At 53.5% G+C, this 11503-nt stretch carries 10 protein-coding genes and 1 riboswitch; of the genes, 8 read left to right on the plus strand and 2 right to left on the minus strand.

Going from position 1 to position 11503, the window contains the following annotated elements:
- Positions 1 to 51 precede the first annotated feature (51 nt).
- The 4 genes from argC to oxyR all read left to right on the plus strand — a co-directional run bounded on the left by argC (position 52) and on the right by oxyR (position 4537).
- A complete protein-coding gene (gene argC / locus VH187_RS18900; protein ID WP_329702994.1) occupies positions 52 to 1056 on the plus strand; it encodes an N-acetyl-gamma-glutamyl-phosphate reductase in 1005 nt (334 codons plus the stop codon).
- Positions 1057 to 1066: 10 nt separating this feature from the next.
- Positions 1067 to 1843 (plus strand): acetylglutamate kinase, encoded by a 777-nt coding sequence (gene argB / locus VH187_RS18905; RefSeq protein ID WP_329702995.1) that lies wholly within the window; start codon positions 1067 to 1069, stop codon positions 1841 to 1843.
- Between the two features lie 114 nt (positions 1844 to 1957).
- Complete coding sequence (gene argH, locus VH187_RS18910; protein ID WP_329702996.1) at positions 1958 to 3331, plus strand: argininosuccinate lyase; 1374 nt, start codon at positions 1958 to 1960, stop codon at positions 3329 to 3331.
- Between the two features lie 288 nt (positions 3332 to 3619).
- A complete protein-coding gene (oxyR, locus tag VH187_RS18915; RefSeq protein WP_329702997.1) occupies positions 3620 to 4537 on the plus strand; it encodes a DNA-binding transcriptional regulator OxyR in 918 nt (305 codons plus the stop codon).
- Here the strand turns inward: oxyR and sthA are convergent.
- Positions 4520 to 5920, minus strand: a complete 1401-nt coding sequence (sthA, locus tag VH187_RS18920) for a Si-specific NAD(P)(+) transhydrogenase (RefSeq protein ID WP_329702998.1) — start codon at positions 5918 to 5920, stop codon at positions 4520 to 4522. The two genes, oxyR and sthA, sit on opposite strands and share 18 nt — an antisense overlap.
- Positions 5921 to 6117: 197 nt before the next feature.
- Between sthA and fabR the strand changes: the two genes are divergently transcribed.
- Together fabR and VH187_RS18930 are read left to right on the plus strand one after the other, a co-directional pair.
- Positions 6118 to 6753: an HTH-type transcriptional repressor FabR gene (gene fabR, locus VH187_RS18925; RefSeq protein ID WP_329702999.1), complete on the plus strand. Its 636-nt coding sequence runs from the start codon at positions 6118 to 6120 to the stop codon at positions 6751 to 6753.
- Positions 6754 to 6768: 15 nt separating this feature from the next.
- Positions 6769 to 7128: a YijD family membrane protein gene (locus VH187_RS18930; protein WP_329703000.1), complete on the plus strand. Its 360-nt coding sequence runs from the start codon at positions 6769 to 6771 to the stop codon at positions 7126 to 7128.
- Between the two features lie 82 nt (positions 7129 to 7210).
- Here the strand turns inward: VH187_RS18930 and trmA are convergent, their stop codons facing one another.
- A complete protein-coding gene (gene trmA / locus VH187_RS18935) occupies positions 7211 to 8311 on the minus strand; it encodes a tRNA (uridine(54)-C5)-methyltransferase TrmA (RefSeq protein WP_329703001.1) in 1101 nt (366 codons plus the stop codon).
- A gap of 114 nt (positions 8312 to 8425) precedes the next feature.
- Positions 8426 to 8620, plus strand: a riboswitch (cobalamin riboswitch).
- Positions 8621 to 8687: 67 nt separating this feature from the next.
- Here trmA and btuB point away from each other — a divergent pair.
- Positions 8688 to 10544, plus strand: coding sequence for a TonB-dependent vitamin B12 receptor BtuB (gene btuB, locus VH187_RS18940; RefSeq protein WP_329703002.1), 1857 nt, complete (start codon positions 8688 to 8690; stop codon positions 10542 to 10544).
- Positions 10489 to 11340 (plus strand): glutamate racemase, encoded by an 852-nt coding sequence (gene murI, locus VH187_RS18945; protein ID WP_329703003.1) that lies wholly within the window; start codon positions 10489 to 10491, stop codon positions 11338 to 11340. Before btuB ends, murI begins: the two co-directional genes overlap by 56 nt.
- The last annotated feature ends 163 nt before the right edge of the window (positions 11341 to 11503 follow it).

Here is an 11503-nt window from a genome sequence, read left to right on the forward strand (position 1 = left end):
ATGCAGTATTAGTGAATAAAAATACATTATCGTTGAGCATAAAGGAACCCGATGTTGAATACGCTGATTGTAGGCGCAAGCGGTTATGCAGGCGCTGAGCTGGTGAATTACGTCAATCGTCATCCGCATATGAACATAACCGCTTTGACGGTCTCAGCGCAAAGCAATGATGCCGGAAAGTTAATTTCTGACCTGCATCCGCAGCTGAAAGGCGTGGTCGATCTCCCGCTTCAGCCAATGTCCGATATCCGTGAATTTAGCGCGGGTGTGGACGTGGTGTTCCTCGCGACGGCACATGAAGTGAGCCACGATCTGGCCCCGCAGTTCCTCGAGGCAGGCTGCGTGGTGTTTGACCTTTCTGGCGCGTTCCGCGTCAACGATGCTGATTTTTATCAGAAATATTACGGCTTTACTCACCAGCACCCTCAGTTGCTGGAGCAGGCTGTGTACGGACTGGCGGAGTGGAGCGGTGACGAAATCAAAGAAGCAAATCTGATTGCGGTGCCAGGGTGTTACCCGACGGCGGCGCAGTTGTCGCTCAAACCGTTGATCGACGCAGAATTGTTAGATCTTTCCCAATGGCCGGTGATCAACGCTACCAGCGGCGTCAGCGGTGCCGGACGCAAAGCAGCCATTTCCAACAGCTTCTGTGAAGTGAGCCTGCAACCCTACGGCGTGTTCAACCACCGCCATCATCCAGAAATCACCACCCACTTAGGTGCAGAGGTGATTTTTACCCCGCATCTGGGTAACTTTAAACGCGGTATTCTGGAAACCATTACTTGTCGCCTGAAAGCGGGTGTGACCCGTGAGCAGGTGGCTCACGTGTTTAATCAGGCGTATGCCAGCAAACCACTGGTTCGTCTGTATGACAATAGCCTGCCTGCGCTGAAAAACGTGGTCGGTCTGCCGTTCTGCGATATTGGCTTTGCCGTGCAGGGTGAACACCTGATTGTGGTTGCCGCAGAAGATAATCTGCTCAAGGGCGCGGCGGCTCAGGCCATGCAGTGCGCAAATATTCGTTTTGGCTTTGCCGAAACCCAGTCTCTTCTTTAATGGATGTGTGATGATGAATCCTTTAATTATCAAACTCGGTGGTGTGCTGCTGGACAGTGAAGAAGCGCTGGAGCGTCTGTTTGACGCACTGGTTAATTATCGTGCCGAGCATAAGCGCCCGCTGGTGATTGTTCACGGCGGCGGCTGCGTGGTGGATGAGCTGATGAAAGGGCTTAACCTGCCGGTGAAGAAGAAAAACGGCCTGCGCGTGACGCCTGCTGATCAGATTGACATTATTACCGGAGCGCTTGCGGGCACGGCGAACAAAACGCTGCTGGCGTGGGCGAAGAAGCATCAGATTGCCTCCGTTGGTTTGTATCTCGGCGATGGCGACAGCGTTAAAGTGACACAACTGGACGAAGAGCTGGGCCACGTAGGTTTAGCGAAACCAGGTTCAGCGAAACTGATTAACACGCTGCTGGAAGGCGGTTTCCTGCCTGTGGTGAGCTCTATCGGTGTGACCGAAGAAGGGCAGTTGATGAACGTGAATGCCGACCAAGCTGCTACGGCGCTGGCGGCAACGCTGGGTGCGGATTTGATTCTGCTGTCTGACGTCAGCGGCATTCTTGATGGCAAAGGCCAGCGGATTGCCGAAATGACGGCAGAGAAAGCTGAGCAGCTGATTGACCAGGGCATTATCACCGACGGGATGATCGTCAAAGTGAATGCCGCGCTGGATGCCGCACGTACGCTGGGTCGCCCGGTGGATATCGCTTCATGGCGTCACGCCGAGCAACTGCCTTCGCTGTTTAACGGCACGCCAATCGGCACGCGTATTCTGGCATAACCTTTTTGTGAATTGCCGGATGGCGCTGCGCTTATCCGGCCTACGAACACCACGTAGGTCCGGTAAGCGAAGCGCCACCGGGCGAAATCTCATTATCTTTAAGGAATATCAATTATGGCACTTTGGGGCGGGCGTTTTACTCAGGCAGCAGATCAACGGTTCAAACTGTTCAACGACTCTTTGCGCTTTGACTATCGCCTGGCGGAGCAGGACATCATTGGCTCCGTGGCCTGGTCTAAAGCGCTGGTGACGGTGAATGTGTTGACGGCTGCGGAACAGCAGCAACTGGAAGAAGCGCTGAATGTGCTGCTCGAAGAAGTGCGTGCGAACCCGCAGCAGATTCTGGAGAGCGATGCGGAAGACATTCACAGTTGGGTGGAAGGCAAACTGATCGACAAAGTCGGCCAACTGGGCAAGAAATTGCATACAGGGCGTAGCCGTAATGACCAGGTCGCGACCGATCTCAAACTGTGGTGTAAAGACACTGTGACCGAGCTTCTAAGCGCTAACCGCCAGTTGCAGGGCGCGCTGGTTGAAACGGCGAAGAACAACCAGGACGCGGTGATGCCGGGCTATACCCATCTTCAACGCGCGCAGCCGGTGACCTTTGCTCACTGGTGTTTGGCATATGTTGAAATGCTGGCGCGTGATGAAAGCCGCTTGCAGGATACCTTAAGACGCCTCGATGTCAGCCCGCTGGGCAGCGGTGCGCTGGCAGGTACTGCATATGAAATCGACCGTGAACAGTTGGCGGGTTGGTTGGGTTTTGCCTCGGCAACGCGTAACAGTCTTGATAGCGTTTCTGACCGTGACCACGTGCTCGAGCTGCTGTCTAACGCTTCAATCGGTATGGTGCATTTGTCGCGCTTCGCCGAAGACCTGATCTTCTTTAACTCCGGTGAAGCAGGCTTTGTTGAGCTGTCTGACCGTGTGACGTCGGGTTCTTCCCTGATGCCGCAAAAGAAAAACCCGGATGCGCTGGAGCTTATCCGTGGTAAATGCGGTCGTGTGCAGGGCGCGCTGACGGGCATGATGATGACCCTGAAAGGTCTGCCGCTGGCGTATAACAAAGATATGCAGGAAGACAAAGAAGGGCTGTTCGATGCGCTCGACACCTGGCTTGACTGTCTGCACATGGGCGCGCTGGTGCTGGACGGTATTCAGGTGAAACGTCCGCGTTGCCAGGAAGCGGCGCAGCAGGGTTACGCGAATGCGACAGAACTGGCGGATTATCTCGTCGCCAAAGGTGTGCCGTTCCGTGAAGCGCACCACATCGTCGGTGAAGCGGTGGTGGAAGCCATTCGTCAGGGTAAACCGCTGGAAGCGCTCGCGCTTGCCGATTTGCAGAAGTTCAGTGCAACGATTGGTGATGACGTTTATGCGATTTTGTCGCTGCAATCTTGTCTGGATAAACGTGCGGCGAAAGGCGGCGTGTCGCCCAAACAGGTCGCGCAGGCAATTAAAGACGCAAATGAGCGCTTAGGTTAACCTCGCCAACAGCCTGATGCCGGGTGGAGCGTTCGCTTACCCGGCCCATACATAACCAGCCCCGAGCTGGTTTTTTTACGCAAAAAAAAGCGGACCACGGGGTCCGCAAAGTTACGTTGGCTTTAGTTATATCAGAGAGAAACTCTGAACGGGTCGGTGGCTTCAAGGGTTAAATGAGATACCGCCTCGTTTCTGTGGAGTATTATTGACCAGAGGGCTTGATAGGGATAATCGTTCGTTGCTATGCTATCTATCGCCATGAACTATCGTGGTGATGGAGGATGAATAATGAATATTCGTGATCTTGAATACCTGGTGGCGTTAGCCGAGCATCGTCATTTTCGCCGTGCGGCGGACTCTTGCCACGTCAGCCAGCCAACGCTGAGCGGGCAGATTCGCAAGCTGGAAGATGAGCTGGGCGTGATGCTGCTGGAGCGCACCAGCCGTAAAGTGCTGTTCACTCAGGCAGGTTTGCTGCTGGTGGACCAGGCGCGGACCGTGCTGCGCGAGGTCAAAGTGCTCAAGGAAATGGCGAGCCAACAGGGTGAAGCGATGTCCGGGCCGCTGCATATCGGCCTGATCCCAACCGTTGGACCGTATCTGTTACCGCAAATTATCCCGATGCTTCACCAGACATTCCCCAAACTGGAAATGTATCTGCACGAAGCGCAAACCCATCAGCTTTTAGCGCAACTCGACAGCGGTAAGCTCGACTGTGCGATTCTGGCGCTGGTCAAAGAGAGTGAAGCCTTTATTGAGGTGCCGCTGTTTGACGAGCCGATGATGCTCGCTATCTACGAAGATCATCCGTGGGCGAATCGCGACCGCGTACCGATGTCCGATCTGGCCGGGGAAAAACTGCTCATGCTGGAAGACGGCCACTGCTTGCGCGATCAGGCAATGGGCTTCTGCTTTGAAGCGGGCGCAGATGAAGATACGCATTTTCGTGCCACCAGTCTGGAAACGCTGCGCAACATGGTTGCTGCAGGTAGCGGTATTACGCTGTTACCGGCGCTGGCTGTTCCACCTGAGCGTAAACGCGATGGTGTGGTTTATGTGCCGTGCATCAAGCCAGAGCCGCGCCGTACCGTTGGGCTGGTTTACCGTCCGGGTTCACCGCTGCGCAGCCGCTATGAGCAGCTGGCAGAGGCCATCCGTACGCAGATGGATGGCCATTTCGACAAACCGTTAAAACAGGCGGTTTAAGCCGTTCAGTGCGGCAACCCGATAGGCTTCCGCCATTGTCGGGTAATTAAAGGTGGTGTTAACGAAGTACTCAATGGTGTTACCGCCACCTTTTTGCTCCATTATCGCCTGGCCGATGTGAATGATTTCGGCCGCGCGCTCACCAAAGCAGTGAATCCCCAAAATTTCCTTGGTTTCCCGATGGAACAGGATCTTCAGCGTGCCGACGTTCATCCCGACGATTTGCGCCCGCGCGAGGTGCTTGAACTGCGCACGTCCCACTTCATACGGCACTTTCATCGCCGTCAGCTGCTGTTCGGTTTTACCGACTGAGCTGATTTCCGGGATCGTATAGATGCCGGTTGGGATGTCTTCAATCAGGTGTGCGGTCGCTTCGCCTTTGACCATCGCCTGCGCCGCAATTCGGCCCTGATCGTAAGCAGCAGAGGCCAGACTCGGATAACCGATTACATCGCCGACTGCATAGATATGCGGAATGGCGGTCTGGTACATGCTGTTTACTTTCAGCTGTCCGCGGCTGTCGGTTTGCAGGCCGATATTTTCCAGCGCCAGGCTGTCGGTGTTACCGGTACGCCCGTTGGCGAACAGCAGGCAGTCGGCTTTGAGTTTCTTGCCGGACTTGAGGTGCATGATCACCCCGTCGTCCATGCCTTCAATCTTCTCGTACTCCTCGTTGTGGCGAATGACGACGCCGCTATTCCAGAAGTGGTACGAAAGCGAGTCTGACATTTCCTGATCGAGGAATGCCAGCAGGCGGTCGCGGGTGTTGATCAAATCAACTTTGACCTCCATTCCGCGGAAGATAGACGCATATTCGCAGCCGATGACACCTGCGCCGTAAATAATTACGTGGCGGGGTTCGTGATGCAGGCTGAGAATAGAGTCGCTGTCGTAAACGCGTGGATGCGAGAAATCGACGTCATCCGGACGATACGGGCGGGAGCCACAGGCGATAACGAATTTCTCTGCGGTAATGGTTTCCACCGAACCGTCATGGCATTTCAGGGCCACGGTGTGCTCGTCAACGAAGTGGGCATCGCCTTGCAGAATTTCGCAGTGGTTACGCTCGTAGAATCCCTGGCGCATACGCGTCTGCTGGTTAATCACGCTGTCGGCATGATTGAGAATGTCGGCAAAGGAAGAACGAAGAAGACGGGAATGATCGCTGTAAAGAGGGTTTTGGTTGAATTCAATAATACGGCTAACGGCGTGGCGCAGTGCTTTCGACGGGATGGTGCCCCAATGGGTACATCCGCCGCCGACGTTGTGATAACGCTCGATAACGCCGACGCGGGCTCCTTGCTTAACCAGCCCCATTGCGGCACCTTCGCCGCCCGGGCCAGAACCAATTACTATTGCATCATAATCGTAGGTGTGTGGCATGGTAAGGCTTACCTGTTCTTATACATAAAAGCAACAGAATACTAACATCATTGCCCCGATAACCCAATTATCGTTGTGCTTTTTTCGCGCGGGAGAGCACAAACCGCGCGTAAACAATCATTCACAAAGCACCTCAAACAGATTAGTTTTAATCTCTGGTATAGTGCCGACAAGGCAGATGGAAGGATTCAGACATCGTGATGGGCGTTAGAGCGCAACAAAAAGAAAAAACCCGGCGTTCGCTGGTGGAAGCGGCATTCAGTCAATTGAGTGCCGAAAGAAGTTTTGCCAGCCTCAGCTTGCGTGAAGTGGCGCGCGAGGCAGGAATTGCGCCAACCTCTTTCTATCGTCATTTCCGCGATGTGGATGAACTTGGGCTGACCATGGTCGACGAAAGTGGCCTGATGCTGCGTCAGTTAATGCGTCAGGCGCGCCAGCGTATTGCCAAAGGCGGCAGCGTTATCCGCACTTCCGTGTCGACCTTTATGGAATTCATCGGTAACAATCCGAACGCATTTCGCTTGCTGTTGCGTGAACGCTCCGGAACGTCTGCGGCTTTTCGTGCTGCCGTCGCTCGTGAGATTCAGCACTTTATTGCGGAACTTGCGGACTATCTCGAAATCGAAAACCACATGCCACGCGCGTTTACAGAGGCGCAAGCTGAAGCGATGGTCACCATCGTATTCAGTGCGGGCGCGGAGGTGTTGGATGTCGGCCCTGAACAGCGTCGGCAATTAGAAGAGCGACTGGTATTGCAGCTGCGAATGATTTCGAAAGGTGCGTATTACTGGTATCGCCGTGAACAAGAGAAGATGACTCATCATTCCGAATAATGTGAAGGAATAGCAATGAAACAGACAGGTCAAGACAGAGGTACGTTGTTGCTGGCGCTGATCGCCGGTTTATCCATTAACGGGACATTTGCCGCGCTGTTCAGCTCAATTGTGCCCTTTACCGTATTCCCTCTCATTTCGCTGGTGCTGACGGTGTACTGTCTGCATCAACGTTATCAGAATCGCACGATGCCGCTGGGTCTGCCGGGGCTTGCTGCCGCTTGCTTTATTTTGGGTGTGCTGATTTACAGCGCCGTGGTGCGTGCAGAATACCCGGATATCGGATCTAACTTCTTCCCGACGCTTCTGTCGGTGATTATGGTGTTCTGGATTGGTTTCCGGATGCGTAACCGCAAAGCGGAAATCGCGGAGTAAGGTTTGTTTTGTAGGGCAGGTAAGCTGAGCGCTACCTGCCATTTTGCCGGATGGCGTTTTGCTTATCCGGCCTACAAAGGGCTTACTTCTTCGTCAGCCAGACCCCACACTCCATATGATGGGTGTACGGGAACTGATCGAACAACGCCAGACGTTCAACATTATGCGTTTGGCCTAATGTTTCCAGGTTCTTACACAGCGTTTCCGGATTACAGGAAATGTACAGAATACGTGGATATGCCTGCACCATCTTCTCGGTTTCGCTGTCCAGCCCGCTTCGCGGTGGATCAACAAAAATCGTTTCGCACTGATAGCCTTTCAGATCAATCCCCTGCAAACGCTTGAACTCACGCACACCGGTCATTGCCTGGGTAAATTCTTCCGCTGACATGCGGATAATTTGCACGTTATCAATGTGGTTGGCGGCGATGTTGTACTGCGCGGCGGCCACTGACGGTTTAGCAATTTCAGTCGCCAAAACGCGGTCAAAGTTACGCGCCAGTGCCAGCGAGAAGTTACCGTTGCCACAGTACAGTTCCAGCAAATCCCCTTTTGAACCCTGAGTCGCATTCAACGCCCATTCCAGCATGTGAACGTTCGTTGCTGCGTTTGGCTGGGTGAAGCTGTTTTCCACCTGACGGTAGATCATTTCACGGCCACCAATCAACAGACGTTCATCGATGAAATCTTGATCCAACGCGATTTTGGTTTTTGTCGCACGGCCAATCAGGTGCACGTTCAGGTTGGCGGCACGTAGAGCATCGCGCAGCGCAGTGGCGGCGGCCTGCCATTCGTCATCGAGCTTCTTATGATAAAGAAGAGAAACGATGGCCTGATTGCTCATGGTCGTCAGGTAATCAATCTGGAACAGCTTATGGCGCAGGACTTTTTCACCTTTCACGCCTTCCAGCACGGCTTTCATCAGCGCATTAATCAGTTCGCTGGCGGCAGGAAAGGTATCGACCCGAATACGCTGCTTGGTCTCTTGATCGAAGATGATGTGATAGAGGTCGTCGCCGTCGTGCCACAGACGAAACTCGGCACGCATGCGGTAATGACTGACAGGTGAGCGGAACACCTCCGGAGCGGGCGCATTGTGCGGCGCCATCATGCTTTGCAGACGGACGACTTTCTCCGCCAGTTGGGCTTCGTACTGTTCTGTCGGCAGGTGTTCGGGGGTCATGATGCTTCCTGAAAGATAAAAATTACGCGGCGATTGTAGGGAATGCTCACAGGATGTCCAGCCCTTGTGGCCGAGATTAGCGGATTAGCAGTCTGGACATCTGTATGTAACTGAATGTAGCATCCTGTTTCCGGTCTTGTGAGTTAAAAGGGAATCCAGTGTAAATCTGGAGCTGACGCGCAGCGGTAAAGTAAGGCGAAATGAGAGCGTAAGCAGACACTGCCGATGGGCGGGAAGTCCTCATTTCTTTATCCCGATTTGTTTCGGGGGCCTTCTAGCCCGAAGACCTGCCGGAGTACGTCGCAACGGATCCTCATCATCGCGAGCTACTGATGAGACCAGCGGCATCCGTCTTATATATTGGATGCTTTTAACAATGATTAAAAAAGCTTCGCTGCTGACGGCGCTCTCCGTCACAGCTTTTTCTGGCTGGGCGCAGGACAGCAACCCGGACACGATGGTCGTCACGGCAAATCGTTTTCAACAACCTGTTAATACCGTTCTGGCACCGACTTCTATTGTCACCCGCGAAGATATCGAACGCTGGCAGTCGCAAAGCATTACTGACGTTATGTCGCGGCTGCCGGGTGTCGACATCGCCCAAAGCGGTGGCCTGGGTTCAACTTCTTCTACCTTTATACGTGGCACGGAGTCGCGCCATGTGTTGGTGCTCATTGATGGCGTCCCGCTGAATACGGCAGGTATCAGCAATGTGCCTGATTTAAGCCAGATCCCCGTTTCACTCGTTCAGCGTATCGAATACATCCGCGGCCCACGTTCGGCGTTGTATGGTTCTGATGCGATTGGCGGGGTGATCAACATTATTACCGGGCGTGATAAACCCGGTGGGGAAATTTCGGCGGGCGTGGGTTCACACGGCTATCAAACCTACGATGGCTCTTTCCAGCAGGTATACGATAAAACCAAAATTACCCTCGGCGGCAACTATACCTACACGCGCGGCTTTGATATCGACGCACAAGATGCACCGCGTCAGCCCGACCGTGACGGTTTTATGAGTAAGTCTCTTTTTGGCTCCGTTGAGCAGCAGCTCACCGACAACCTGAGTGGTTTCGTGCGTGGCTTTGGCTATGATAATCGTACGGCTTATGACGGCTATGACCACTATGATGCCAATTACATGGTGGATGGCAGACCCGACACCCGTCAGCTTTATAGCCAAAACTGGGATACTGGGCTGCGCTACCATCAGGGCTTTTATGAGTCTCAGCTGGTGGCGGGTTATGGTCGCAGCAAAGATCAGAACTATGATCCAAGTAAAGGCCGTTACGCTTCTTCTGCCACAACGGATGACGTTAAACAGTACACCGCGCAGTGGCTGAATACCTTTACTGTCGGTCACGGCAATATCGGCGCTGGCGTAGATTGGCAGAAACAGAAAACTCAGGCCGGAACGGGTTATCTGGATAACGGCTATGAGCAGCACAATACCGGCGTATTCCTCTCTGCAATGCAGCAGTTCGACAGCGTGACGCTGGAAGCGGCGGCCCGTAATGACGATAACTCCAATTTCGACAACCACAGTACCTGGCAAACCAGCGCGGCGTGGGAGTTTATCGATGGCTACCGCATCATCGGTTCTTACGGTACGGCGTATAAAGCACCGACCATGAGCCAAATCCATAGCGCGAGCTACGGTAATCCAGATCTTAAGCCTGAAGAAAGCAAGCAGTGGGAAGGTGGCTTTGAAGGGCTGAGCGGCCCGGTTAACTGGCGCGTGACGGGCTACCGTAACGATATCGATAACCTGATTGATAGCGATCCGCACACCTATCGTTATTACAACGTTGGCGAAGCACGAATCAAAGGCGTTGAAGCGACGGCACAGTTTGATACAGGCCCGCTGGGACATCAGATTTCCTACGACTATGTTGACCCGCGCAATGCCAAAACCAATGAAGTATTGGCTCGCCGCTCTAAGCAGCAAGTGAAGTACCAGCTGGACTGGCAGGTTTGGGATCTCGACTGGAATGTTGCGTATCGTTATCTGGGAACTCGTTACGACGTTGCGGTCGACCCGACGACTTACAGCTCAGAGCGCGTCAAAATGGGCGGTGTCAGCCTCTGGGATGTCGCAGTTTCATATCCTGTCACCTCTCACCTTACAGTTCGTGGTAAAATCGCCAACCTGTTCGATAAAGATTACGAGACAGTTTATGGCTACGAAACTGCAGGACGGGAATACACCTTGTCTGGCAGCTACACCTTCTGATCCACGTCCCACCGTCCTGGTTTTTGATTCCGGGGTCGGTGGGTTGTCGGTATATGATGAGATTCGGCACCTGCTGCCGGATCTTCATTACATCTATGCTTTCGATAACGTTGCCTTCCCTTATGGCGAGAAGAGCGAAGCGTTCATTGTTGAACGTGTGCTTGAAATCGTCACGGCGGTCACGGCGCAGTATCCTCTTGCATTAGCTGTCATTGCCTGTAACACGGCGAGCACCGTATCCCTTCCTGCTTTGCGTGAAAAGTTTGCTTTCCCTGTGGTGGGCGTCGTTCCGGCGATTAAACCAGCTGCACGCCTGACGGCGAATGGCGTGGTGGGGTTACTGGCGACACGCGGAACGGTAAAGCGTCCTTATACACGTGAACTGATCGAGCGCTTTGCTAACGAATGTCAGATTGAAATGCTGGGCTCCGCCGAACTGGTCGAGCTGGCTGAAGCGAAACTGCATGGCGAACCCGTAGAGCTTGACGAGCTGCGTCGGATTCTGCGCCCGTGGCTGAAAATGCCTGAGCCACCCGATACCGTTGTGCTGGGATGTACACACTTCCCTTTATTACAGGATGAGTTGCTTGAAGTATTACCAGAGGGAACCCGACTGATTGATTCTGGTGCGGCGATTGCACGGCGAACGGCCTGGTTGCTTGAACATGAAGCCCCGGATGCGAAATCATCAGAATCGAATATTGCCTTTTGTATGGCTCAGACGCCGGAAACTGAACAACTTTTCCCCGTTTTGCAGCGTTATGGCTTCGAAAGGCTCGAAAAGCTGTCTGTTTAGTAGGCGTTTGGGTAAAAAAGAGACGGTTGGAAAGTTTTTTTGAATTTCCTCTTGCCGTCTCAGAATAACTCCCTATAATGCGCCTCCACTGACACGGAACAACGGCAAGCAAGCCGCCGGGTCAGAAGGGTTTCTCCGGAAATTCTGACAGAGAAAAGCGAAA

It is taken from the genome of Scandinavium sp. (genome assembly GCF_036271055.1).
Lineage (GTDB): Bacteria > Pseudomonadota > Gammaproteobacteria > Enterobacterales > Enterobacteriaceae > Scandinavium.

What these genes read in the sequence shown, in the direction of transcription:
- argC (WP_329702994.1), top strand. Translation starts at nt 52, where the DNA reads ATGTTGAATACGCTGATTGTAGGCGCAAGCGGTTATGCAGGCGCTGAG.
- argB (WP_329702995.1), top strand. Translation starts at nt 1,067, where the DNA reads ATGATGAATCCTTTAATTATCAAACTCGGTGGTGTGCTGCTGGACAGT.
- argH (WP_329702996.1), top strand. Translation starts at nt 1,958, where the DNA reads ATGGCACTTTGGGGCGGGCGTTTTACTCAGGCAGCAGATCAACGGTTC.
- oxyR (WP_329702997.1), top strand. Translation starts at nt 3,620, where the DNA reads ATGAATATTCGTGATCTTGAATACCTGGTGGCGTTAGCCGAGCATCGT.
- sthA (WP_329702998.1), bottom strand. Translation starts at nt 5,920, where the DNA reads ATGCCACACACCTACGATTATGATGCAATAGTAATTGGTTCTGGCCCG.
- VH187_RS18930 (WP_329703000.1), top strand. Translation starts at nt 6,769, where the DNA reads ATGAAACAGACAGGTCAAGACAGAGGTACGTTGTTGCTGGCGCTGATC.
- trmA (WP_329703001.1), bottom strand. Translation starts at nt 8,311, where the DNA reads ATGACCCCCGAACACCTGCCGACAGAACAGTACGAAGCCCAACTGGCG.
- btuB (WP_329703002.1), top strand. Translation starts at nt 8,688, where the DNA reads ATGATTAAAAAAGCTTCGCTGCTGACGGCGCTCTCCGTCACAGCTTTT.
- murI (WP_329703003.1), top strand. Translation starts at nt 10,489, where the DNA reads ATGGCTACGAAACTGCAGGACGGGAATACACCTTGTCTGGCAGCTACA.